This window comes from Blastococcus sp. SYSU DS1021 (assembly GCF_054050995.1).
This window is the reverse complement of record NZ_JBJHAL010000009.1, coordinates 112514-135582: the sequence shown is the minus strand read 5'-3', so window position 1 is coordinate 135582 and position 23069 is coordinate 112514. Positions and strand designations below refer to the sequence as shown.

Annotated in this window: 26 protein-coding genes; 7 read left to right on the top strand and 19 right to left on the bottom strand. The window is 74.0% G+C overall.

Annotated features, from left to right (window positions below):
- Positions 1 to 80: 80 nt before the first annotated feature.
- Complete coding sequence (locus ACI8AP_RS09200) at positions 81 to 1421, bottom strand: glutamine synthetase family protein (RefSeq protein WP_456589037.1); 1341 nt, start codon at positions 1419 to 1421, stop codon at positions 81 to 83.
- Positions 1422 to 1573: 152 nt separating this feature from the next.
- Here ACI8AP_RS09200 and ACI8AP_RS09195 point away from each other — a divergent pair, with 152 nt between their 5' ends.
- Together ACI8AP_RS09195 and panB are read left to right on the top strand one after the other, a co-directional pair.
- Positions 1574 to 3409 carry an NAD+ synthase gene (locus ACI8AP_RS09195; protein WP_456589036.1) on the top strand — a complete coding sequence of 612 codons (1836 nt, stop codon included), beginning with the start codon at positions 1574 to 1576 and terminating at the stop codon, positions 3407 to 3409.
- Positions 3406 to 4236, top strand: a complete 831-nt coding sequence (gene panB / locus ACI8AP_RS09190; RefSeq protein ID WP_456589035.1) for a 3-methyl-2-oxobutanoate hydroxymethyltransferase — start codon at positions 3406 to 3408, stop codon at positions 4234 to 4236. Before ACI8AP_RS09195 ends, panB begins: the two co-directional genes overlap by 4 nt.
- A gap of 115 nt (positions 4237 to 4351) precedes the next feature.
- Here the strand turns inward: panB and ACI8AP_RS09185 are convergent, their stop codons facing one another.
- From ACI8AP_RS09185 to ACI8AP_RS09175, 3 genes are all read right to left on the bottom strand, one after another.
- Positions 4352 to 5113 (bottom strand): helical backbone metal receptor, encoded by a 762-nt coding sequence (locus tag ACI8AP_RS09185; RefSeq protein ID WP_456589034.1) that lies wholly within the window; start codon positions 5111 to 5113, stop codon positions 4352 to 4354.
- A gap of 70 nt (positions 5114 to 5183) precedes the next feature.
- Positions 5184 to 5879 (bottom strand): NADPH-dependent F420 reductase, encoded by a 696-nt coding sequence (gene npdG / locus ACI8AP_RS09180; RefSeq protein ID WP_456589033.1) that lies wholly within the window; start codon positions 5877 to 5879, stop codon positions 5184 to 5186.
- 70 nt (positions 5880 to 5949) lie between these two features.
- The gene (locus tag ACI8AP_RS09175; RefSeq protein ID WP_456589032.1) at positions 5950 to 6132 is read right to left on the bottom strand and encodes a hypothetical protein; all 183 of its coding nucleotides are present in this window, start codon (positions 6130 to 6132) and stop codon (positions 5950 to 5952) included.
- A gap of 148 nt (positions 6133 to 6280) precedes the next feature.
- Here ACI8AP_RS09175 and ACI8AP_RS09170 point away from each other — a divergent pair, with 148 nt between their 5' ends.
- Both ACI8AP_RS09170 and ACI8AP_RS09165 read left to right on the top strand, forming a co-directional pair.
- Complete coding sequence (locus ACI8AP_RS09170; protein ID WP_456589031.1) at positions 6281 to 7396, top strand: diguanylate cyclase; 1116 nt, start codon at positions 6281 to 6283, stop codon at positions 7394 to 7396.
- Between the two features lie 71 nt (positions 7397 to 7467).
- A complete protein-coding gene (locus tag ACI8AP_RS09165) occupies positions 7468 to 8766 on the top strand; it encodes a M24 family metallopeptidase (protein ID WP_456589030.1) in 1299 nt (432 codons plus the stop codon).
- Between the two features lie 45 nt (positions 8767 to 8811).
- Here the strand turns inward: ACI8AP_RS09165 and ACI8AP_RS09160 are convergent, their stop codons facing one another.
- Both ACI8AP_RS09160 and ACI8AP_RS09155 read right to left on the bottom strand, forming a co-directional pair.
- Positions 8812 to 9240, bottom strand: a complete 429-nt coding sequence (locus ACI8AP_RS09160; RefSeq protein ID WP_456589029.1) for a ChaB family protein — start codon at positions 9238 to 9240, stop codon at positions 8812 to 8814.
- 179 nt (positions 9241 to 9419) lie between these two features.
- Positions 9420 to 10622, bottom strand: coding sequence for an endo-1,4-beta-xylanase (locus ACI8AP_RS09155; protein ID WP_456589028.1), 1203 nt, complete (start codon positions 10620 to 10622; stop codon positions 9420 to 9422).
- A gap of 231 nt (positions 10623 to 10853) precedes the next feature.
- Between ACI8AP_RS09155 and ACI8AP_RS09150 the strand changes: the two genes are divergently transcribed.
- Both ACI8AP_RS09150 and ACI8AP_RS09145 read left to right on the top strand, forming a co-directional pair.
- Positions 10854 to 11891, top strand: coding sequence for a LacI family DNA-binding transcriptional regulator (locus ACI8AP_RS09150; protein ID WP_456589027.1), 1038 nt, complete (start codon positions 10854 to 10856; stop codon positions 11889 to 11891).
- A 56-nt stretch (positions 11892 to 11947) separates the two neighbouring features.
- The gene (locus ACI8AP_RS09145) at positions 11948 to 12496 is read left to right on the top strand and encodes a DUF4240 domain-containing protein (RefSeq protein WP_456589026.1); all 549 of its coding nucleotides are present in this window, start codon (positions 11948 to 11950) and stop codon (positions 12494 to 12496) included.
- Here ACI8AP_RS09145 and ACI8AP_RS09140 read toward each other — a convergent pair whose 3' ends face one another.
- Genes ACI8AP_RS09140 through ACI8AP_RS09125 form a run of 4 tightly spaced genes read right to left on the bottom strand, consistent with a single transcriptional unit; the run spans position 12497 to position 14531 of the window.
- Positions 12497 to 12880: an acyl-CoA thioesterase gene (locus tag ACI8AP_RS09140; RefSeq protein ID WP_456589025.1), complete on the bottom strand. Its 384-nt coding sequence runs from the start codon at positions 12878 to 12880 to the stop codon at positions 12497 to 12499.
- A gap of 1 nt (position 12881) precedes the next feature.
- Entirely contained in the window at positions 12882 to 13112 is a 231-nt protein-coding gene (locus ACI8AP_RS09135; protein ID WP_456589024.1) for a hypothetical protein, read from the bottom strand.
- Position 13113: 1 nt separating this feature from the next.
- Positions 13114 to 13371 (bottom strand): DUF2795 domain-containing protein, encoded by a 258-nt coding sequence (locus ACI8AP_RS09130; RefSeq protein ID WP_456589023.1) that lies wholly within the window; start codon positions 13369 to 13371, stop codon positions 13114 to 13116.
- A 32-nt stretch (positions 13372 to 13403) separates the two neighbouring features.
- Positions 13404 to 14531 (bottom strand): baeRF2 domain-containing protein, encoded by a 1128-nt coding sequence (locus tag ACI8AP_RS09125; RefSeq protein WP_456589022.1) that lies wholly within the window; start codon positions 14529 to 14531, stop codon positions 13404 to 13406.
- Between the two features lie 171 nt (positions 14532 to 14702).
- On the opposite strand from ACI8AP_RS09125, the gene ACI8AP_RS09120 reads away from it, so the two are divergent.
- On the top strand, positions 14703 to 15047 hold the full coding sequence (locus ACI8AP_RS09120) for a hypothetical protein (protein WP_456589021.1): 345 nt from the start codon (positions 14703 to 14705) through the stop codon (positions 15045 to 15047).
- A 133-nt stretch (positions 15048 to 15180) separates the two neighbouring features.
- Here ACI8AP_RS09120 and ACI8AP_RS09115 read toward each other — a convergent pair whose 3' ends face one another.
- The 9 genes from ACI8AP_RS09115 to ACI8AP_RS09075 all read right to left on the bottom strand — a co-directional run bounded on the left by ACI8AP_RS09115 (position 15181) and on the right by ACI8AP_RS09075 (position 22978).
- The gene (locus ACI8AP_RS09115; protein ID WP_456589020.1) at positions 15181 to 16077 is read right to left on the bottom strand and encodes a type II secretion system F family protein; all 897 of its coding nucleotides are present in this window, start codon (positions 16075 to 16077) and stop codon (positions 15181 to 15183) included.
- Positions 16077 to 17018, bottom strand: a complete 942-nt coding sequence (locus tag ACI8AP_RS09110) for a type II secretion system F family protein (protein WP_456589019.1) — start codon at positions 17016 to 17018, stop codon at positions 16077 to 16079. The genes ACI8AP_RS09115 and ACI8AP_RS09110 overlap by 1 nt, the downstream gene beginning before the upstream one ends.
- The gene (locus ACI8AP_RS09105; RefSeq protein ID WP_456589018.1) at positions 17015 to 18493 is read right to left on the bottom strand and encodes a CpaF family protein; all 1479 of its coding nucleotides are present in this window, start codon (positions 18491 to 18493) and stop codon (positions 17015 to 17017) included. The genes ACI8AP_RS09110 and ACI8AP_RS09105 overlap by 4 nt, the downstream gene beginning before the upstream one ends.
- Positions 18490 to 19683 carry an AAA family ATPase gene (locus ACI8AP_RS09100; protein ID WP_456589017.1) on the bottom strand — a complete coding sequence of 398 codons (1194 nt, stop codon included), beginning with the start codon at positions 19681 to 19683 and terminating at the stop codon, positions 18490 to 18492. The genes ACI8AP_RS09105 and ACI8AP_RS09100 overlap by 4 nt, the downstream gene beginning before the upstream one ends.
- Positions 19680 to 20420 (bottom strand): Flp pilus assembly protein CpaB, encoded by a 741-nt coding sequence (cpaB, locus tag ACI8AP_RS09095; RefSeq protein WP_456589016.1) that lies wholly within the window; start codon positions 20418 to 20420, stop codon positions 19680 to 19682. Before cpaB ends, ACI8AP_RS09100 begins: the two co-directional genes overlap by 4 nt.
- A 10-nt stretch (positions 20421 to 20430) precedes the next feature.
- On the bottom strand, positions 20431 to 21402 hold the full coding sequence (locus tag ACI8AP_RS09090; RefSeq protein ID WP_456589015.1) for a pilus assembly protein TadG-related protein: 972 nt from the start codon (positions 21400 to 21402) through the stop codon (positions 20431 to 20433).
- Positions 21390 to 21800: a TadE/TadG family type IV pilus assembly protein gene (locus tag ACI8AP_RS09085; protein ID WP_456589014.1), complete on the bottom strand. Its 411-nt coding sequence runs from the start codon at positions 21798 to 21800 to the stop codon at positions 21390 to 21392. Before ACI8AP_RS09085 ends, ACI8AP_RS09090 begins: the two co-directional genes overlap by 13 nt.
- Positions 21801 to 21894: 94 nt before the next feature.
- The gene (locus ACI8AP_RS09080; RefSeq protein WP_456589013.1) at positions 21895 to 22131 is read right to left on the bottom strand and encodes a Flp family type IVb pilin; all 237 of its coding nucleotides are present in this window, start codon (positions 22129 to 22131) and stop codon (positions 21895 to 21897) included.
- 187 nt (positions 22132 to 22318) lie between these two features.
- The gene (locus ACI8AP_RS09075; RefSeq protein WP_456589012.1) at positions 22319 to 22978 is read right to left on the bottom strand and encodes a prepilin peptidase; all 660 of its coding nucleotides are present in this window, start codon (positions 22976 to 22978) and stop codon (positions 22319 to 22321) included.
- Positions 22979 to 23069 lie beyond the last annotated feature (91 nt).

The window sequence follows — 23069 nt, the reverse complement described above, 5'->3', positions numbered from 1 at the left end:
CGCGCTCTGCGGGTGCTGTCCGCGCCCTGGCAGTCCTGCAGGACCCGCACAGCACGAGCAGCACTCCCAGAGCGGGCGGGTCAGAGGCCGGGGAGGTACCGGCGCAGCTCGAAGGGCGTGACGTTCTGCCGGTAGGAGTTGAACTCCTCCCACTTGTTGCGCAGGAAGAACTGGAAGACGTGCTCGCCGAGCGTCTCGGCGACCAGCTCGCTGCCCTGCATCGCCGTCAGCGCCTCGCCGAGGCTGACCGGCAGGTCCTCGTAGCCGGCCGCGCGGCGCTCGGTGTCGGTGAGCGACCAGACGTCGTCCTCGGCCTCCGGCGGCAGCTCGTAGCCCTTCTCGATGCCGCGCAGGCCGGCGGCCAGCAGGACGGCGAAGGTGAGGTAGGGGTTGCACGCGGAGTCCGGCGAGCGCACCTCGACCCGGGCCGACTGCGCCTTGCTGGGCTTGTAGCTCGGCAGCCGGACCAGCGCCGAGCGGTTCGCCCGACCCCAGGTCGCCGCGGTGGGCGCCTCGGTACCGGCCAGCAGCCGGCGGTAGGAGTTCACCGTCTGGTTGGTGATCGCGGTGACCTCGCGGGCATGGGTCAGCAGGCCGGCGATGAACTGCTTGCCGGTGGTGGACAGCCGCATCGGGTCGGCCGGGTCGTGGAAGGCGTTGCGGTCGCCCTCGAACAGCGACAGGTGGGTGTGCATCGCCGAGCCCGCCAGCTCGGTGAACGGCTTGGGCATGAACGTGGCGTGCACGCCCTGGGCCAGCGCGACCTCCCGGACGACGTGCCGCAGCGTCATGATGTTGTCCGCCATCGACAGCGCGTCGGCGTAGCGCAGGTCGATCTCCTGCTGGCCCGGGGCGACCTCGTGGTGGCTGAACTCCACGGAAATGCCCATCGCCTCCAGGGCGAAGACCGCCTCGCGGCGGAAGTCGTGCGCAACGTTGTGCGTGGAGAGGTCGAAGTAGCCGCCGGTGTCGGCGGGCTCCGGTGCGGTGCCGTCGGTGGGCAGGTCCTTGAGCAGGAAGAACTCGATCTCGGGGTGGGTGTAGAAGGTGAACCCCATGTCGGCCGCCTTGGCCAGGGTCCGGCGCAGCACGTGCCGGGGATCGGCCCACGAGGGCGAGCCGTCGGGCAGCGTGATGTCGCAGAACATCCGCGCGGTGTCGCTGGCCCGGCCTTCGCGGGCCGGCATCACCTGGAAGGTGCCGGGATCGGGCTTGGCGAGCATGTCGGACTCGTAGACGCGGGCGAAGCCCTCGATCGCCGAGCCGTCGAAGCCGATGCCCTCGGCGAAGGCGGCCTCGATCTCGGCCGGGGCCACCGCGACGGCCTTGAGGTAGCCGGAGACATCGGTGAACCACAGCCGCACGAAACGGATGTCGCGCTCTTCGAGGGTCCGCAGGACGAACTCCTGCTGTCGGTCCATACCGGCCATGATCCAGTCCGCTCGTTTCAGGTGTGTGACGTCGGCGCAAGCCTGCCCAATCCGGGCGATCCGCACACGGTTCCCGGCCGCGACGGTGCCCGTGTCGCGCCCCCACCTGGCCGTCGGCCCTGGTGGGCGACGAGACTGGCGGCGTGAGCGATCAGCAGCCGGTGCAGATGCGGGTCTCCCTCGCCCAGGTCGACACGCGGGTCGGTGACCTCGCGGGCAACAGCGACCTGGTCCTCCGGTGGGCGGCGGAGGCCGCGGCCGCCGGCGCGCACCTCGTCGTCTTCCCGGAGATGACGCTCACGGGGTACCCGCCGGAGGACCTGGTGCTGCGCGAGTCGTTCGCCCGCGCCAGCGAGCAGGCGCTGGTGGACCTCGCGGCCCGGCTGGCCGCCGACGGGCTGGGCGAGCTCGCCGTCGTCGTGGGGTACCTGGCGCACACCGAGGGCAGCGGACCGGCCCCGGTCGACGAGCCGCCCACCGACGACGACCGGCCCAGCGACGCCAACCCCCGCCGGGGTGCTCCCCGCAACGCGGCGGCCCTGCTGCACGGTGGCGACGTCGTCGTCCGCTACTACAAGCGGCACCTGCCCAACTACGGGGTCTTCGACGAGGCGCGCTACTTCGTGCCCGGCACCGAGCTGCCGGTGGTGCGGCTGCACGGCGTGGACGTCGCGCTCACCGTCTGCGAGGACCTCTGGGTCGAGGGCGGGCCGTGCGGGGTCGCCGGCCAGGCCGGGGTCGACCTCGTCGTCTCCCCCAACGCCTCCCCGTACGAGCGGGCGAAGGACGACCTCCGGCTCCCGCTGGTGCGTCGCCGGGCGGCCGAGGCGGGGGCGGCGATCCTGTACTGCAACCAGGTGGGCGGGCAGGACGAGCTGGTGTTCGACGGCGACTCGATGGCCGTCTCCCCCACCGGGGAACTGCTGGCCCGCGCCCCCCAGTTCGTCGAGCACCTGCTCACCGTCGACCTCGCGCTGGACCCGTCCGCGGTGCCCGAGCGCCGCTCGGGCCGGGTCGGGCCGATGACCGTCACCCGGCACGTGCTGAGCGAGGAGCCGGTGCCCGCCTTCGACCCGCGCCCCGCCACGGTCGCCGAACCGCTCAGCGACTGCGAGGAGGTGTGGCGGGCCCTGGTGCTGGGCCTGCGCGACTTCATCGACAAGAACGGCATGCCCTCGGTGGTGCTCGGTCTCTCCGGGGGCATCGACTCCGCCGTCTGCGCCGCCCTCGCCGTCGACGCGCTGGGCGCCGACCGGGTGCACGGGGTCGGGCTGCCGTCGAAGTGGTCCAGCGAGCACTCGCTCGCCGACGCCGAGGACCTCGCGCGCCGCACCGGCCTGCACTACTCCGTCGTGCCGATCGCGCCGATGGTCGACGCCTACGAGTCCTCGGTGGAGCTCTCCGGGGTCGCCGCCGAGAACCTGCAGGCCCGGGTCCGCGGCACGCTCCTGATGGGGCTGTCCAACCAGCACGGCCACCTCCTGCTGACGACGGGCAACAAGAGCGAGATCGCCGTCGGCTACTCCACCCTCTACGGCGACTCGGCCGGCGGCTTCGCCCCGATCAAGGACGTGCCCAAGACCCTGGTCTGGGAGCTGGCCCGCTGGCGCAACGCCGAGGCCCGCCGCCGTGGCGAGACCGAGCCGATCCCGCAGAACTCGATCGACAAGCCGCCGTCGGCCGAGCTGGCGCCGGGTCAGGTGGACAGTGACTCGCTGCCCTCCTACGACGAGCTCGACGCGGTGATCGCCGACTACGTCGACCGCGACCTCGGCATGGCCCAGCTGCTCGAGCGGGGGCACGACCCAGAAGTGGTGGCGCGCGTCCTCCGGTTGGTGGACGCCGCGGAGTTCAAGCGCCGCCAGTCGGCGCCGGGCACCAAGATCAGTCTCAAGGCGTTCGGGCGCGACCGGCGCCTGCCCATCACCAGCCGCTGGCGGGAGACCCTCCCCACCGTGCGGGAAGGAGCACAGGCGTGAGCGAGTCGGTCCTCTACGGCGGCCAGTCGACGGCGCGGGTGCGCATCCACCACCTGCAGCAGGCCAAGGCACGCGGCGAGAAGTGGGCGATGCTCACCGCCTACGACACCTACAGCGCGGCCATCTTCGAGGAGGCCGGCATCCCGGTCATGCTCGTCGGCGACTCCTCGGGCAACGTCGTGCTCGGGCACACCAGCACCGTGCCGGTGACCGTCGAGGACATCCTGCTGATGACCAAGGCGGTCACCCGCTCCACCAAGCGGGCGCTGATCGTCGCCGACCTGCCGTTCGGGTCCTACGAGTCGGGCCCGCAGCAGTCGTTCGACACCGCCGTCCGCATGATGAAGGAGGGCGGCGCCCAGGCGGTGAAGCTGGAGGGCGGGGTGCGGGTGGCGCCGCAGATCCGGCTGCTGACCGAGGCCGGGATCCCGGTCATGGCGCACGTCGGCTTCACGCCGCAGAGCGAGCACGCCCTCGGCGGCTACCGGGTGCAGGGCCGGGGGGCCGGGGCCGAGCAGCTGCTGGCCGATGCGCACGCGGTGCAGGAGGCCGGTGCGTTCGCCGTCGTCCTGGAGATGGTGCCGGCGGCCGTCGCCGCCCAGGTGACCAAGGAGCTCGCCATCCCCACGATCGGCATCGGCGCCGGCGTCGAGTGCGACGCGCAGGTGCTGGTGTGGCCGGACATGGCCGGGCTCAACGGCGGCCGGGTGCCGAAGTTCGTGAAGAAGTACGCCGACCTGCGGGGCGAGCTGCTGCGGGCCGCGCAGGAGTTCGCCGACGACGTCCGCGGCGGGGCGTTCCCCGGCCCCGAGCACTCCTTCGAGTAGCCACTCAGCTCGCTCTGGGGGTCGAGCTCCCGCTGTCGGCGCCCTGCAACGCCCCCAGTGCGTGCGCACGACCCCCGGAGCCGGCCGCGCGCGGCGCAGCACGTCACCGGTCCGCTCAGGTGGTCAGCTGCCGGGCCAGCACCTGCGGCGCCTCCGCCAGCGAGGGGCCGTACCAGGTGAGGTGCCGGCCGCTGACGAACACCGGCCGAGCCTGCGGCCACGCCTCGGGGCCGTCGTCGGGGGTGAACGCGTAGGGCTCGTCGGGGAACACCACGAGCTCCGCGGGCACCGTCGCCGGCTCGTCCCGGCCGAGCTTCGGGTACCGGTCGGCATGCCCGGCGAACACGTTGCGGACGCCGAGCCGGGCCAGCACGTCACCGGCGAAGGTGTCACGGCCCAGCACCATCCACGGGCGGCGCCAGATCGGGACGACCGCCGGCACGTCCGGCAGCCGCGCCGGTGCCTCCCAGGCCGCGCGGGCGTCGGCCAGCCAGCCCGGGTCGGGGCGGCCCAGCACGCCGCAGAGCCGGGCGAGCGAGTCCAGCGCCTGGTCGACGGTGGCCGGCGCGGTCACCCACACGGGTACACCGGCGGCCCGGAGCGCGGCGACGTCGGAGTCCCGGTTCTCCTCGGCGTTGGCGACCACCAGGTCGGGGCGGAGCTCCAGCACCCGGCCTACGTCGGGCCACTTGGTGCCGCCGACCCGCGGGACGTCGAGCCCGGCCGGATGGGTGCACCAGTCGGTCGCCCCGGCCAGCAGCCCGGTGTCGGTGGCCGCGATCGCCTCGGTCAGCGACGGCACCAGCGAGACGACCCGCCGCGGCGGCGGCCCCGCGTAGGGCCGCCGCTGGTCGTCGCGGATTCCAGCGCCGGTCACGGCTCAACTCCCCTGGCCCCGCCCAGAGGCTCACCCTGAGCCTGCGAAGGGTGAGGAGGACGGGGTCCTTTCAGACGTCGGTGATCCGGACGCCCGCGTGCACCTTGTAGCGCCGGTTGACCGAGACGAGGTTGATCGTCAGCGCCTCCACCTGGCGGGCGTTGCGCAGCCGGCCGGCGTAGATCCCCCGCATCCCCGGCAGCCGGCCGGCCAGCGCCTGGACGGTGTCCATCGAGGCGCGGTCGTCGCCGACCACCATGACGTCGCCGTCGATCGTGGGCTTCGAGAGGTCCTCGAGCAGCTTGGCCGACAGGTGGTGGAAGGCGCCGACCACGTGCGAGTCCGGCAGCAGCGCGGCCGCCTGCTGCGCGGCGCTGCCCTCCTCGACGTCGAGCACGTAGGCACCGAGCTCGTCGAAGCCCATGGGCACGACGCAGTCGACGACGATCTTGCCGGCCAGCGGGGTGGCGAGCTCGGCCAGAGTCGCGGCGTGTCCGGCGAAGGGGACGGCGACGATGACCAGGTCCGCCGCGCCCGCGACGTCCACGTTGGAGCCCCCGGTGACCGACACCTCGACCCCGCCGGCCACCGTCGCGGCACGCTCGGCCACCTCGGCGGCCACCTCGGCGGCGCGCTCGGCGTCGCGGGAGCCCAGCAGGATGCGCTGGCCCTGGGCGGCCAGCCGGACGGCCAGCCCACGCCCCTGCGGGCCCGTGCCGCCCAGCACTCCCACGACCAGTTCCTCGACCGCGCGACCGTCCGTCACGTCCACCCCTTCCACGGCGCCGGACGACCCGGCGGCTGGGACCGATCATGCCTGGCCCCCGGGACGGGGGTCAGCGCTCCTCCCACTCGCGGTCCTCCGCGTCGAGCCGCTCGTTCCGCTCGGCGACGGCCGCGAGCGCCTGCTCGGCCTCCTCCCGGGTCTCGTACGGCCCGAGCCGGTGGCGTTCGGCGCACCCGTCGCGGTCCTCGACCCGGTGGTGCTTGAGACAGAAGAACCAGGGCCCCCCGGCCATGCGCGACCTCCTCCACTCGTCGGACGACCTCAGCCTTCCACCCGGCGCGCGGGTCCGCTCGGACGACGACCGCCCGGGCTCGCACCCCAGGGTGACCGGCGGCGCACAGGGGGTGCCGGAACGCCGGTTGGTGCGGCATCCTGCATCCGTGATCGGCCCGGACCTGCGCACTTCCGCCCCCGTCTGCTCCGGGCCGGCCGCCCCCGGTGGGCACGAGCACCGCGTCGCCGCCGTCACCGTCGCCGTGCTGCTGGCCATGGGCGGTGTGATGGGCTCGGTCAACCTCCTGGTGGACGGCGTGCTCCGCGAGGGGGTGGCGCGGTGGGCCTACGCGGGCACCATGCTGCTGCTGCTCGCCCTCGCCGCGGCACTCGCCGCGCGCCGCCGGATCGGCCCCGGGTACACGCTCGTCCTGGTGCTGCTCGGAGATCTGATCTACCTCGTCGTGGTCCTCTGCATCCAGGACCCCCTGCGCTACGCCACCCCGCTGATGCTCCTGTTCCCCGCGCTGGCGGCCGCCTGGTTCCTGGAGCTCCGGGCGCTGGCGGTCCACATGGCGGTGACGACCGGCGTCTGCCTCGCCGCGCTGTGGCCCAGCTACGACAGCGCCGTGGCCCTCGGCGTCCAGGTCGGGGTCAGCGCCGTCACGCTGAACGTCGCGGCGACGGCGGTCTACCTGCTGCGCCGGCGGGTGCAGCGCCTGCTGGTGGAGACCGCGACCCTCACCCACCTGGATCCGCTCACCGGGCTGCACAACCGCCGGTACCTCGTCGAGCAGGCCGAGCGCCTCTGGGGACAGGCCCGGCGGGACGGGACCCGGATCTGCGCCATGGTGCTGGACCTCGACCACTTCAAGCGGCTCAACGACGAGTTCGGGCACGCCGTCGGCGACTCCGTCCTCAGCTCCGTGGCCGCCGCGCTGTCAGCCGCCGTCCGGCCCGCGGACGTGCTCGCCCGCACCGGCGGCGAGGAGCTCGTCGTCGTGGGCTCGGTGGGCGACCCTGCGGAGGCCCGCCGGCTGGCCGAGCGGCTGCGGGCTGCCGTCGCCCGCGGACAGGGCGCCGGCGGGCACGTGGTCACCGCGTCGATCGGCCTGGCCGTCACCCGGCCGGGCGAGGGGGATGACGCCGTCGCGGCGTTGTGGCGGCTGGTCGACGAGGCCGACGCCGCCATGTACCGGGCCAAGCGTGAGGGGCGGGACCGGGTGGCCACCGCGGTGGTCCCGCGCGCCCGCAGCCCCCGGGCGGAGCAGGCCAGCTCCTAGCCCGGCCGCCGGCGGGGGCCGGACGGTGCTCTCGACCGGTGCGTTCGGCGGTTCTCTGCTTCGCTAGGTGCATGACGCTCGTCGCGCCCGACCCGACGCGGACGGTGCCTCTGCCTCTGCGCGAGCAGGCCGACGTGCGCGACCGATGGCTCACCCAGCGGCTGCTCGACGTCCTCCCCGGTCTCATGGACCGGGCGGGCATCGATCTGTGGATCGTCGCCGGACGGGAGTACGACGAGGACCCGGTCCTCGCCACGCTGCTCCCGGCCACCTGGTTGTCCGCCCGCCGGCGCACCATCCTGCTGCTGCACCGCAGCGACGACGGCGTCACCCCCGCCGCGGTCTCCCGCTACCCGGTCGGCCAGTTCCTGCCTGCGTGGACCGCCGACCCGCGGGAGCCCGCCGAGCGCGCCCAGTGGGCGGAGGTCCGCCGGTTCGTGGAGCAGGCCGGCCCGCGCCGCATCGGCATCGACGTCTCCGAGCGCTTCGCCCTGGCCGACGGGCTCTCCCACACCGAGCACCGGCTGCTCACCGAGGCGCTCGGCCCGTACGCGGACCGGCTGGTGTCGGCCGAGCAGCTCGCGGTGAGCTGGCTGGAGACCCGCCTGCCGGAGGAGATCGAGGCGCTGCGGGGGATGAACCGGCTGGCGCACCAGGTGATCGCGGAGGCCTTCTCCCCCGCCGTCGTCCGGGCGGGCCGGACCACCGCGCTGGACGTGGCGTGGTGGCTGAGGCAGCGGCTCCACGACCTGGGCGTGGAGCCGTGGTTCCAGCCGTCGGTGCTGGTGCAGCGCGCCGGCGTGCCCCTGGTCGAGGACGGGGGGACGCTGCTGCCCGCCGTCCCCTCCGACGCGGTGGTCCGGGCCGGGGACCTGCTGCACTGCGACGTGGGCCTGAGCTCGCTGGGGCTGCGGACCGACACGCAGCGCAACGCCTACGTCCTGCGGCCCGGCGAGACCGACGCCCCCGAGGGCCTGCGGTCCGCCATGCGGGCGGCCAACCGGCTGCAGGAGCTGACCGCGGCCGCGCTCCTCCCGGGCCGGACGGGCAACGAAGTGCTGGCCGCCGCCCGCGCCGCCGCGGCAGCGGAGGGCCTGGACGGGGACGTCTACTCGCACCCGATCGGCTACCACGGCCACGGGGCGGGGCCGGCCATCGGCCAGTGGGACCAGCAGCGGGACGTGCCGGGCGCGGGCGACTACCCGGTGCACGCCGACACGGCCTACGCCCTGGAGCTCGCGGTGCGCCGGCCCGTGCCGGAGTGGGACGGCCAGTGCGTGCGGCTGGGGCTCGAGGAGGGCATCGCGCTCACTGCGGACGGCGTCGAGTACCTCGCCGGCCGGCAGACGGAGTTCCAGCTCATCGGCTGACGCGCCGCCGCTCCCCTGGACCAGGGAAGCGGCGACGCGGTGACCTCACTTGGTGCGGGCCTGGGCGGTCTTCTTGTCGTTCGCCTTCTGGATGGCGTCGACCAGCTCCTGCTTCTTCATCTTCGAGCGGCCGGAGATGTCGAGCTTCTTGGCGACCTCCTGCAGGTGCTCCTTGGTGGCGTTCGCGTCGACGCCGCCCTTGGTCTGCTTGCCGGTGCCGCGGCCGCCGGCGGCCTGGGCGTCCGAGGGGCCCTTCTTGCCGCCCTCCTTTTTCTCCCAGTGGTCGCCGACCTTCTCGTAGGAGTGCTTGACCGCCGCCCACGCGACGCGGTTGGCGCGCTCCTCGTCGTCGTACTCGTCCACCGCCGAGTCGTAGGCCTTGGTGAACGTCCGCTGGGCCTTCTTGTCCGAGCGTCGCAGGGTGCTGGGCAGCTCGGACTGCTTCGCGTCGCCCTTCTTCGTCGTCTTCGGCATCGCTGTCTCCTCTCGGTTCGGGTGCGGCCCTACCCCGGGGGACGGAGATGATCACCTGATCGGGCCGCCGTCCCGCCGGACGGCGGGTCCACCCGCCCGACGGGACCGGGCGGCCGCTCCCCGGGTCGAGGAGCGACCGCCCGGCGCTCAGGCGGGTCCGGCGGGTCGGACCGGGCCGGTCACCGCCCGGCCTGCGCCTCCGCGAGCGTCTCGTGCAGGGCCCAGTAGGCGGGCTTGCGCTCGTAGTTCTCGAACATCACGGTCGCCGCCCCCTGGCCGGGCGAGAAGCTCGGGACCCACGAGTACTTGTCGTTGAAGCCCCAGATGGTGAAGGAGTTGCAGTCGTCCACCGACAGGCAGGCCTCGAGGACGCCCTCGTAGGTGTCCGCCTGCTCGGCGAGCTGCTCCGCGGTGGGCACCCCGCTCTCGGGGAGCGTGAACCGGACGTCCAGCTCGGTGATCGCGGTCTCCAGCCCCAGGTCGTCGAAGCGCTGCATGTTCTCGTCGAGGGTCTCCGGGAAGGGGTACTGCAGGTCCAGGTGGGCCTGGAAGGCGAACCCGTGCAGCGGGACCCCCTCGGCGAGCAGCTGCTTGGCGAGCTCGTAGTAGGCGTCGCTCTTCGGGCCGATGTCCTCGACGGCGTAGTCGTTGAGGAAGAGCTTCGCCTCCGGGTCGGCCTCGTGCGCCCAGCGGAAGGCGTCGGCGATGATCCCCGGGCCGAGCCGCTGGATGAAGATGTTGGCAGTCGCGCCCGTCGAACCGTCCCGTAGCCGCACGCCGCCGTCGTCCCACGTGTCGGCGAAGATCTCGTTGGCGACGTCCCACTGGTCGATGCGGCCCTCGTAGCGGCCGACCACCGTCTGGATGTGCTCCTTGAGGATGGTCCGGAGCTCCTCGTCGGTGTAGTCGCCCTCGGTGACCCAGTCGGCCAGCTGGCTGTGCCAGAGGAGCGTGTGGCCGCGGACCTCCTGCCCGTGCCGCTCGGCGAAGGCGACGATCGCATCCGCCGGCCCGAAGTTGTAGACCCCGGGCTCCGGGTGGATGAACTCCCACTTCATCTGGTTCTCGGGGGAGACCGAGCTGAACTCCGTGGCGAGGACCTTCCGGTACCGGGGGTCGCGGGTGAACGGATCGGGGTAGCCGGCGTCCACGTGGTGCCCCCCGCCGGCGACCGCGGTCCCGATGACCAGGTCGTCGGGGGCGACGGTGCGCAGGCCGTTCCGGATGGCTGGGCCGCCGGCCCGGTCCTCCTGGGCCTGGGCCGTCGGTGCCGCCTGGTCCTGGGGCGCCGCCGCGGCGGGCAGGACCGCGGCGGAGATCGCGACCGGGACCAGGGCCACCCCGACCGCGCAACGGGCTGCCGCCCGCGAACCGAACCTCACAGAGCGCATGGTGTGCCTTCCCTCGAGACGTCGGAACAGCTTCCGAAAGTTTCCGGAAACCGGAGCCCGGACGTTACGTAGGTCACATGTGGGCGTCAATACGGGAACCCGCGGGCATCGGACGCCGTCGCCGGAGGCCGGCCCTCGCCCGTCGGGGGGAGCTCCGCGGCGCACCCGCCCGGGGCCGCGGGGCCGGCCGTAGGCTGGCCGCCCCGACCAGGAGGAGGTCCGTTGGCCGACGAGCAGACCGGCGCGGTGACCATCGCGGCGATCGCCGCGGCGGCCGGGGTGTCGGTCCCGACGGTCTCCCGCGTCCTGAACGGGCGGTCCGACGTGGCTCCGCAGACCCGCGAGCGCGTGGAGCAGCTGCTCCGCGACCACGGCTACCAGCGCCGAGGCGGCCGGGCCCGGGCGCGGCTGATCGACCTGGTCTTCAACGACCTCGACAGCCCGTGGGCGCTGGAGATCATCCGCGGGGTGGAGGACGTCGCCCACGCGGCAGGCGTGGGCACCGTGGTCACCGCGATCCACCGCCGGGCCAGCGCCACCCGGGGGTGGCTGGACAACCTCGGCGCCCGGGCCAGCGACGGCGCCATCCTGGTCACCAGCGAGCTGGACCCCGAGCTCGACGCGGAGCTGCGCAACCTGCAGGTCCCCGCGGTCGTCGTCGACCCGGCCGGCGTCCCGGAGCTGGACGTGCCGACCATCGGCGCGACCAACTGGGCGGGCGGCCTCAGCGCCACCGAGCACCTGACCGGGCTCGGCCACCGGCGCATCGCCTTCGTCGCCGGCACGCCCGATCTCTGGGCCAGCCGCGCCCGCCTGGCCGGGTACCGGGCGGGCCTGGAGACCGCCGGGCTGCCGTTCGACGCCGACCTGGTGGTGGAAGGCGACTTCGGCTACGCCTCGGGAGCCCGCGCGGCCGACCGCCTTCTGGCCCTGCCCGACCCGCCGACCGCCGTCTTCGCCGCGAACGACCAGATGGCACTGGGGGTCTACGAAGGAGTCCGGCGCCGGGGCCTGCGCGTGCCCGAGGACGTCAGCGTCGTCGGGTTCGACGACCTGCCGGAGGCCCGCTGGTCCTCCCCGCCGCTCACCACGGTGCACCAGCCGCTGACCGAGATGGGCGTGCTGGCAGCACGGACGGTGCTGCGCATGGTGGACGGCGAAACCATCGAGAGCCCGCGGCTGGAGCTGGCCACGCGGCTCGTCGTGCGTGACAGCACCACCCCGTCACGGCTGCGCCCCGCCGAGCCGGTCTCCTCCTAGGAACGGGAGGGCCGGGACGACCACGGCACCACCGCGCGCGCCGGTAGGTTCCCGCCGTGGACGCGAACACCTTCTGGACGCTGGTCGAGGACACCCGCGCGGAGGCGGCCGAGACCGCGAAGGACTCGGTGGTCGCCGAGCACGTCGCGACCCTCACGGCCGCCCTCGAGGAGCTCTCGGACGACGACGTCCTCGGCTTCTACCGCCAGCTGATGGCCGCCCGCGCCCGGGCCAACCGCTGGGACCTCTGGGCCGCCGCGTACCTCGCGCTCGGCGGCGCGAGCGACGACGCCTTCCTCGACTTCCGGAACTGGCTGATCAGCCAGGGACAGGCCGCCTACGAGCGCGTGCTCGCCGATCCGGACGCCCTGGCCGACCTCGAGTGGGACGAGGACGAGGACGACTTCGGGTGCGCCGAGGAGTGGGCCTACGCACCCCTGGAGGTGCTGGAGGACCGTGGCTTCGCCGAGGAGGACCTGGACCCGGAGCCCGACGAGGTGGACGACCAGTTCGGTGAGCCGTCCGGTGAGCCGTTCCCGCAGGATGACGACGAGTGGTTCGCCGCCCGCTTCCCGCGGCTCTGGGCCGCCTACGGCCAGAGCTAGCTAGCCCTCCAGGTACCTGCTCCAGTGCGCGCGCTCGGCGTCGGTCATCGGCCGGCTCGTGTTCGCCGCGAAGTCGAAGACCACCAGGACGACGTCGGCCCGGATGGCCACCTCGCCGTCCTGCGCCAGCTCCTGCCGCATCGTGAAGGACTTCGTGCCCAGCCGGGTCACCCAGCTGCGCACGCAGAGCTCCTCGCCGACCCGGTAGTAGAGCTGGCGCAGGTAGTCGACCTCGAGCCGGGCGAGGATCAGGCCGCCTCCGGCGTGATCCTCGCCCAGCGCGAGCCGCGCGTCCTCGAGCAGGCTCAGCGCCCGCGCGTGGTTGACGTGACCCAGCATGTCGGGGTCCGACCAGCGCAGCCGGACCGGGTGCTCGTGCCGCACGTCAGGGCAGGTCGGCGGTCTCGGCGGACTGCCGGTGGGCACCCTGGGCGTCGTCGGGATCGGCGTTGACCGTCCGCTCCTCCGACTCGGCCAGGATGACCTCGGCGGCGACCTCCTCCATGCCGCTGCCCTGCAACGCCGCCTCCTCCGGGAGCAGCTGGGACCGCGTCTCCACGTTGTCCTCGGTGACGTTGTCCAGCGCCTCGGCGCTGGGCTGCTTCTGCGTGGTCACGTCAGAACCGCTGCTGCTCGGTGCCGAGGCCGAGGGCCTCGGCCACCTCCTGGACGTTCTCGAACTGCCGGCCGGCCGGCAGGCGCTGCAGGTCCGAGAGCACCCGGTCGGCCGCGGGCCCCTCCTGCGCCTTGGCGATCAACTGGTCGCGGTCGGCCGGCCACACCTCCTTGCCGAGGGCCTCGGCGAGTGCGGCGCGGCGCTCGATGCCGCGCTGATCGGTTCCGGGCGCGGTGCCGGGCTGGTGCGGGTCGCTCACGGGTGGTTCTCCTTCGGGCTTCGTTGCGGATGTCAGGCCGACGGCGTCGAGTCGTCGGTGTAACGGAGGATCGCGGCGACCGGCTCGCCGTCGGGGAGCGCCGCACGGGGCGCGACGAGCACCCCGGCCGCGCTGGCGGCGGCGGCGGCGACCAGCGCCCGGCCGGCCGGCACGACGGTGCCGTGCACGCCCAGGGAGTCCATGTCCTGCTGCTTCACACCGAGCTCGAGCGGGCCGTTGCCGACCAGGAGGGTGGCGTCGTCCTGCTCGTCGGCGAGCAGGAGGGTCTCGACCTGCCCCTTGCGCAGCGCCTCGACCACGGCGGCGGTGCCGGTGAGCGCGAGCCCGTGCGCACCGGCGGCCTGCACCTTCTCGAGGGCGTCTGCGATGTCGCGTGCCTCGTGCTCGGCGATCAGCTCGGCGGTGCGGGCGTCGATCGCTGCCCGCTCGGCACCGGCGGCGCGACCCCCCTCCTCCATGGTGACCACCAGGTCCGACCATGCGGCGTGCGCCTTGTCGCTCAGGATCTGCCGGGCCCGCACGTCACCGGCGACGAGGATGAACCGCAGCGGCAGCCGCCGGGCCAGGGAGTCGAGCTCGTCGGCGACCAGTCCGAGGTTCTCCTCCCACTGGTTCTCGGCGGTGTGCATGTACGTGTTGTGCGCCCAGCCGCCGACCTTGACCTTGCGCATGTGGAAGGTGTCGCCCTCCACCTGCTTCTCCTGGTCGGGCCGGCCGGGGAGCCCGGCCGTGGTGATGTCGGCGCCCGTGCGGTCGGCGACCACGACGACGTGCGGCAGGCGGCCCGCGAGCTGGGGCAGGATCTGCACCAGGTCGGGCTGGTCGGCCCACTCCGCGGTCTCCCGGGCCGGCGCGTCGGCCAGCGCCTCGTCGAGCACGACGGAGCCGTCGGAGGCGACGACGACGGCGCGACCCTTCAGCGTGCCGGCCTCGCCGCCCTCGTTGCCCTCGAGCAGCCGGCCGCGGACGGCCTCGACGACCGTCTCCGGCGCACCCTGCTCCGCGAGCTGCTCGGTGAGCGCACGCACGCGCAGCTCCAGCTCCGCGTCGGCGTTCTCGTTGGTGTGCGTGACGTCGGCGCAGACCGTGGCGTAGGGCCCGGGCGCGGCGAACACCGGCTCCAGGAAGGACACGTCCATGTCGGGGGGACAACTCCTCGGTCGATCGGGGGTGTTCGGATGGCGGGGCGGCGCGGAGCCGCGACTCCCGCCGTCGCCGCCTACCCACCGGCCGGAAGCTCACACCCGGTGTCGTTTCCGGGAGGCGGGGGTAGGCGGTGCGGCGACACGGACCCGCAGAGAGGACGAGGGATGACGGAGCACGACCAGCTGCCACTGCCCGACTACGACCACCTGCCGGTGGAGGGCCTGGCCTCGCGGATCCGGACGCTGGACGCCCAGGGTCTGGAGACCGTGCTCGAGTACGAACGCGCCCACGCCGACCGCCCGCAGGTGGTGGCGATCATGGAGAACCGGCTCCAGGCGCTCCGCGAGGGCGCCCAGCCCTCGGGTGGCGACCCCGCCGCACCGGCGGCCGACGACCCGTCGCACGCCGCGGCCGGCTCCAAGGTCTCCGAGGCGACCACGGGGCCCGCGATGAACCCGCCCTCGCAGGGCGACCCGACGAACCCCGCCCAGCCCCGCTCCACCGGCTGACCTGACTCGGGCCGGCCCGTGCAGGGTCGGCCCGAGTGGGGGCCGGAGGCCTCCGCGCAGGGACGACGAAACGGCTCCACGTCGCCGGGGAACGGCCATGGGCCGCGGTGTCGTCCGGAGGACGACGATGTGCTCAGCCGCTGAACGCTGCGGCGATGTCCATGACCGCGGGGCCGAGCAGCACGATGAACAGCGTCGGCAGGATGCAGAGGATCAGCGGGAAGATCACCTTGACCGGGATCTGCATCGCCTTCTCCTCCGCGCGCTGGCGGCGCTTGAGCCGCATCTCCTGCGCCTGGGTGCGCAGCACGTCGGCGATCGAGACGCCGTACTGGTCGGCCTGCACCACGGCGCGGATGAAGCGGCGCAGGTCGGGGACGCCCGTCCGCTCGGCGAGCGCCAGGTAGGCGTCGCGACGCGGCTGGCCGACGGCGATGTCCTGCAGCGTGCGCACGAGCTCCTCCGCCAGCGGCCCCGTGCCGTTGCTCCCGGACCGCGCCATCGCCGACTCGAAACCGAGCCCCGCCTCCACGGCGATCGTCATCTGGTCGAGCGTGTCGGCCAGCTCGAGGGCGATCGCCTCCTGCCGCTCCTGGCCGCGGCTGTACAGGAGCAGTTCGGGGAGGAAGTAGGCGACGACGGTCGCCACCACGGCGACCACGACCATCAGCGGGCCGGGCCGGGCGGTGGCCACGAGCAGCCCCAGCGCCCCCGCGATCAGGGCCAGCACCAGCTTCGCCGCCACCAGCCTCGGGACCGGCCAGGCCGCCGGGCGACCGGCCGTGCCGGCGAGACGGTTGAGCCGGGCCACCGTTCCGCGGGGGGTCAGGCCCCGGGCGACGCGGGTCAGCACCCCCGGCCCGGAACTGGCCGCGGCGGCCGCGCCGGTCGGGCCGAGGCCGCGCACCAGGTTGTCGCGCGCCTGGGCCGTCGCGGCGGAGGAGCGGGCGAGCAGCGCCCAGCCGAGCAGCGGGACGGCGACGCTGACCGCGAGGGCGGCCAGCAGGACGGGAACGGGGACGCTGCTCATCAGAATTTGATCGCCACGGTCTTCTTGAGCCACAGGCCCCCGACCAGCAGCATCACGGCCGCCGCGGCGAGCATGGCGTAGCCGACGAGGCTCTCGGTGAACTTCGCGATGTAGGCGGGGTTGGTGATCGAGATGAACCCGGTCACGCCGAACGGCAGCGCCATGAGCACGACGGCCGAGAGCTTGCCCTCGGCCGACAGCGCCTTGACCTGACGGCGGATGGCGTTGCGCTCGCGGATGGTGTTCCCGACGGCGTCCAGCACCTCGGCGAGGTTGCCGCCGACCTCGCGGTGGATGGCGATCGCCTGGGCGACCCAGGTGAAGTCGTCGCTGCCCATCCGGGCGGCGACCTCGTCGAGCGCGTCGCTGAGATCGCGGCCGACGCGCGTCTCGTTGACGATCCGCGCGAACTCCTCCGAGGTCGGCGCCTCGGCCTCGTGGGACACCGAGTCGACCGCCCTCAGCAGGCTGTGCCCGGCGCGCAGGCTGCTGGCCATCAGCTGCAGGGAGTCGTCGAGCTGGTCGGCGAACGCGGCCTGCCGCCGCCCGGCGCGGAAGCCGAGCAGCAGCTTGGCGCCGACGGGCACCAGCACCACGAACAGCACGGCGAGCAGCGGGCCGCCGAGCAGCCCGCCGACGAGCCCGGCGACGACGGTGGTCAGCCCGACGGCGAGGACGAAGTTCGGCAACGTCGTCGCCATGCCGGCCCGTTCCAGGGCGGCGGCGCCGGCGGCGAGCCGGCCACGCTTGAGCAGCACCTTCTCGACCGCGGCTCCCGCCGCCGCGCCGGCGCCGGCCAGCGCGGACGCGGGGGGTGCCACGGACGGGTCGAGCCGGGTGAGGGGCACCCGCGGGGGGCCGGCCGGGACGACGACCAGCGCGAGGATCAGCAGGGCGGCGGAGATCGCGGCGACGCCGAGCACCAGGAGGAGCTCGCTCACCGCTCCCACCTCGAGGGGCGGGCCGGCTCCGCGGCGCCGAACACCCGCGGTGAGAGGGTGATGCCCAGCTCGTCGAACCGGTCGGTGAACCGCGGCCGCACCCCCGTGGGCACCGGCTTGCCGAGGAACCTGCCCGAGGCGTCCACGCCGGCGGAGTAGTCGAACAGGAACGCGTCCTGCAGCGTGACCGTCTCGCCCTCCATGCCCTGCACCTCGGTCACGTGGGTGACCCGCCGGGTGCCGTCGCGCAGCCGGGTGAGCTGGACGACGACGTCGACCGCGGAGGCGATCTGCTCGCGGATGGCCCGCAGCGGCAGGTCCATGCCGGCCATGAGCACCAGCGTCTCCAGCCGCGCGATGGCGTCACGCGGGGAGTTCGCGTGCACCGTCGACAGCGAGCCGTCGTGCCCGGTGTTCATCGCCTGCAGCATGTCCAGCGACTCCCCGCCGCGGCACTCCCCCACCACGATCCGGTCGGGCCGCATGCGGAGCGAGTTGCGGACCAGGTCGCGGATGGTGATCGCGCCCTTGCCCTCGATGTTCGGCGGGCGCGACTCCAGCCGGACGACGTGCTCCTGCTGCAGCTGCAGCTCGACGGCGTCCTCGATGGTGACGATCCGCTCGCCCTCCGGGATGAACGAGGAGAGCACGTTGAGCAGCGTCGTCTTCCCGGTGCCGGTACCGCCGGAGACGATGATGTTGAGCCGGGCGTCGACGCAGGCGTGCAGCAGCTCGGCCATCTCCGGCGAGAGCGTGCCGAAGCCGATCAGGTCGTCGACCCGGAACGGGTCCTTCGCGAACTTCCGGATGGTCAGGGTGGAGCCGCTGAAGGCCAGCGGCGGGATCACCGCGTTCACGCGCGAGCCGTCGGCCAGCCGGGCGTCGACCAGCGGGGAGGACTCGTCTATGCGCCGTCCGACGCGGGAGACGATCCGGTCGATCACCCGGCGCAGGTGCTCCTCGGAGGTGAACCGGGTCGCGGTGCGCTGGAGCCTGCCGCCGCGCTCGACGTAGATGGAGTCCGGCCCGTTCACCATGATCTCGCTGACCGCGTCATCGTCGAGCAGCCGCTGCAGCGGGCCGTAGCCGAGCACGTCGTCGGCGAGCTCGGCGGTCAGCCGCTGCCGCTCCTCGGCGCTGAGCGGGACGTTCTCCTCCTCGACGACCTCGTCGAGCTCCTTGAGCACGACGGCGCGCAGCGCGTCCTCGGCCATGGACGGGTCGTTCATCCGGCTGCCCATGCGCTCGAACAGCGCCTTGCCCACGCGGTCCTTCAGCCGCGCCAGTGCGTCGGTCGGCGGCGCGGGAGCGGGCGATCCGGTCGGGCGGGGGACGGCGGCCGGGCGCACGACCGGGGCGGGCACCGCGGTCGCCGGCCGGTCGGTGCCGGCGTCGGCTGCGGGCCGGGCCGCGGGCGCGGGCGCGGCGGGCCCCGTTCCCTGGCGCGCGGCCTCCAGCCGCTGGGCGAGGTTCACGCCTCCGCCCGGTGCTTGGCCCGGTAGCGGCTGGCCTTCATGAGCGGGGTGGCGGAGAAGCGCGACACCAGCCGGCGCAGCTCGCGCACCATCGGGTCGCGGCGGCCGCCGCTGGTCAGGATGGGCACGCCCTGGTTGGTGGTGGCCGGCACCGCCTTCGACCGGGGCAGGACGACGTCGACCCCCGTGCCGATCGTCGTCTCGACGTCCCGGACGGTCAGGCCGCCCTTGGGGTCGGCGAAGTTCATGACGACGTGCCGGCCGGCGGGGATCATGCACAGCTCGCGGAGCACGTCCATCTCCTTGCGCAGCCCGCGCACCCCCGGCACGTCCATGCTGGTGAGCATCACGACGTCGGAGGCGCGGTCCAGCGCCGCCAGCGTCTGCTCCGACAGCCCCGGGGCGGTGTCGACGACGACGTACCGGAACTCCCGGGCCAGCGAGGCCAGCAACCGGCTGACGTCGTCACCGGTGATCGTGTCGCCGGCCGCCGGCGACTCGGACCCGCACACCGCGTACAGCCCGCTGGGGTGCTGGGTGAGGAACGTCTTGAGGACCATGGTGTCCTCGCTGGCCGGCCCGTGGACGGCGTCGGGCAGCGTGTACTCGGGCACCAGGCTCAGAGCGGAGGCGACGTCGCCGAACTGCACGTCGAGGTCGACGAGCACCGTGGACTGGGGTGCGGCCGCGGTCAGCCCGATCGCCAGGTTCGTGGAGACCGTCGTCTTGCCCACGCCGCCCTTGGGCGAGGCGATGGTGATGACCCGGCCGGCGTAGCGGTCGGTCTCGGCCACCGGCCGCAGCACCCGACGACGGCCGGCCGCCGCGTGCCCGGCGCGTTCCACCGCGGCGGCGATCTCGGCCACGTCGGCGTCCGGCGGGAGCAGGTCGCGGATGCCGGCGCGCATCGCCGACCGCCACATGTCCGGGGACGGGTCGGCCACCAGGACGACGGTGATGCCCGGTGACTGCACGTCGAGCCGGCCGGCCAGGGTCAGCACCTCGGGCGCCGGCGTGTGCGGGCCGACGAGCAGCACGTCGGGCAGCTCGTCGTCGACCAGCTGCTCGAACAGCCGCGCCGGATCGCTGGGCAGCCGGCCCGGCGGCAGCACCTGCAGATCGCCGCCGGTGGCCTCCTTCACGCGCAGGACCAGGTCCTCGCCGGCTCCGGCCAGGACGACGCGGCTCATGAGTAGGCCTTTCCGTAGATGGTGTCGGGGGTGAGCACCTGGGTGCGGGAGACGTCGGGGTCGGGCGGTTCGAGGGACAGCCAGACGCTGGCGTGCTCGGCGGCGAAGACGACGGCCTCGGCCTGCGCGGCCGTCACGGCGAAGGTGACCATGAGGCTGCCGGAGGGGGCCGGTGCGGAGACGGCCGGCGTCGCCCCGTCGGCGGGCGCCGCGGGCGGGGCGGGTGCCCCCTGCACCTGGGTGACCAGGACCTCGTGCAGGACGGCGTGGGTCGTCGCCGGGTCGCCCATGGAGACGAAGACGCCGACGGTGTCGCCGGCGGCCAGCCGGCCGCCGACGGCCCGCTGGGGCTCCAGGACGATGCTCACCTCCTGCATCCCCTCCGGCACCGGCACCGTGCCGGGCGCCTGCCGCTCCTCGGGCCGTACGAACCGGCTGTCGAGCAGCTGCTCGCCGGGCGCGAGGTCGACGGTGGCGACGCGGTCGGCCAGCGTCGCCAGGTCGGTGACCCGGCCCGGCAGCGCCGCCTTCGCCGGCAGCAGCTCGATGCCCACCAGCTCGCCCAGGGCCGCGCCGGGGGTGCCGGCGGGGATGAGGGCCTCGGCCACCAGGACCTGGACGGTCTGCACGCCGGCGAGGGCGCGGGTCTCCGCGCCGCGCACGTAGCCCACGAGGACGACCGTGCCGGCGACGACGAGCGCGAGGGCCACCGCGGTGGCCAGGAGTCGACGTCTCACGTGGGCGCCCCTAACGGATGAGTCGGAGGATCGAGGCCCCGAGCTGCGGGGCGTCCGGGCTGTAGGTCCAGGCGTCGGAGAGCTCGACGAAGCGGGTGTAGTAGCCGGTGACGCACCGGTCACTGGAGTTGGTGCCGGGCCCGCAGACCTTCTTGCCGCTGCTGATCGAGCCGTTGACCGCGTAGCCGGTGAGGGTGAAGGCGGCGTAGCCGTAGACGCGGTACCAGCCGTTGCTGCCGCCGTCGCCGAACTCGTCGAAGAGCGGCAGCAGGACCGTCCGGCCCAGCCAGCCCTGGAGGTCGGCCTCCGAGCAGCCGGACGGCAGCGACACACCCGTGTCGGAGGAGAGCCGCTGGCCGATCGCGGAGGTGGCGTGGCACCTGCCCGCGTCGGGCACGACCCAGCCGAAGCCACCGGGCACGAAGTTGCCCGACGGCCCGGTGCACCCGCCGACGTCGTCGGACTTGCTGAACATGATCGTCTGCAGCGTCTCGGTCGACGGCAGCCCACCGCCGGTCTGCGCCCGGAACGAGCACCAGGAGAAGGTCAGCGGCAGCACCGCGGTGCCATGGCTCGGCGCGCCCCAGCCGACCGTCGCGGTCGCCGAGACGTGGCTGGAGTCGTGCCCGATGACGGGTGCGAACCAGTGCTCCTTGGGGGCGCCACCGGTGACGGTGACGCTGACCGGGTCGCTGCTGAGCACGGGCTGGCCGGCCGTGCCCGTGGGGTCGTTGAGGGTGATCAGCTCCTGGGCGGTCGCCAGCATGTCGCCGCAGTTGCCGCGGGAGCAGTCCTGGGCCACCGCGATGGCGGCGGCGTCGGCCGCGACCTGGAGCCGGGCGCGCTCGGCGTACAGCGCGCCGATGTCCACGGCGATGGCCGCGAACCCCAGCATGGGGACCATCAGCAGCGAGAGGACGACGGCGCTCGCGCCGTGCTCGCCGTCCAGCCGGCGCCGGGCCCGCGAGATCAGCCGTTGCATCGCATGACCCCCGTTCCGGTGAGCTCGATCCCCGCGCCGAAGAAGTCCGTGAGGTACGGCTTCGGGTAGGTGATGGTGAGGCGGACGGCGGTGTCGCCGGCGCCGGTGGTGGGACAGGTCTCGGCGGTGCCGCCGACGATGGTGATGTGGATCTGGTCGTCGGTGATCGCCGGGTGCAGCGAGGCGGCGGCGGTGCGGACGACGTTGCGCGCGTCCACCGGGTCGTTGCGCAGCGCCATGGCCCGCACCCCCTCGCGGGCGGCGGCCGACAGCGTGCCCTGCACCTGGAAGGCGTGGCCGAACTCGACGATGCCGATGACCAGCACGATCAGCAGCGGCACGATGAAGGCGAACTCCACGGCGCTGGCACCGCGCTCGTCGCGCAGCCGTCCCCTCATCCCGATCCACCGCCCTTCTCGTGCGACGGCGCAGCGGCCCTCGGGACGAGGGCCGCTGCGCCGGTTCCGCTACGTCGTCCGCAGCAGCGAGTGGTCAGCTGCCGGTCGTGCCCGTGGTGGCGCCCTCGACCGCCGGCAGCTTCTCGCTGACGTCCCCGAACAGCTCGTTGAGCTGCTCACCCAGCAGGACCACCGCGCCGATGATCACGACGGCGATGAGGCCGACCATCAGGCCGTACTCGACGGCGGTGGCGCCCTTCTCCTCGTTCTTGAGGCGGTCCTGGGCGACGGCGACGAGGCTGGCCAGGGTGGCGTAGGCGTTGATCAGCATGGGTGCTCCTCCGGTTGTGGGCCGTCGGGTCCGGATCGGGTTGATCCGGCCTCGCGGCGTTGGAGGGAGTTGTCGTGCGGAACACACCGGGGCTTGAGGGCGGGTCACCCGATCCGGGGACGGCACTCCGCCCATCGAGGGACGGCTCCGGTCCGCTGGTGGCCCAGCGTCACCGCCGGTGTCGCCGTCAGCCGGGGAGCGTTCCGCTCCAGGCGATCGCGATCGCCGCACCGAGCAGCATGGCCGGCCCGAACGGCAGCTCCCCCTTGAGCCCGATCCGCCGCGCGGCGAGCAGGAGCAGCGCCAGCGCGGCCTGGACCACGAAGCCGGCCAGCGCCCCCAGCAGCACCGCCTGCCAGCCGAGCCAGCCCAGCGGCAGGCCGAGCAGGCCGGCCAGCTTGACGTCGCCCATGCCGAGGCCGGCGGGCGAGATCAGCGCGAGGACCAGGTAGCCGCAGAACAGCGCGGCGGCCGCCAGCCCCGCCCGCAGCAGCGCGTCCGAGGAGCCCTCCACCGCTGCCGCTCCGGTGAGCAGCACCGCGGTCGCCACGACGGCCGGACCGGTGACCCGGTCGGGCAGCAGCCGGTGCCGGAGGTCGATCACCGCGAGGAGCACGCCCGCCCCGGCGACGACCAGGAAGGCCGGCAGCTCCGCGACCGCCCCCAGCCGCAGCGCCAGGAGCGCGAACAGCCCCGCGGTGAGCAGCTCCAGCACCGGCGGCCGCACCGCGGACCGCCGGGTGGCCTCGTCGGCGGCGCCCCACGGGAAGGCGCCCGCGGCCCGGTTCGCGGCCGCGCCCACGAGCAGGCCACCGACCGCGGCGACGGCGACGACCGCTCCCGTCACGGGGCGGCGAACCGGGCGGGGGTCTGCACGCGCCCACCCTTGCACAGGCCCGCCCCGAGGCCCGGCCGACGCCGCGACGAGCGGGCACGCG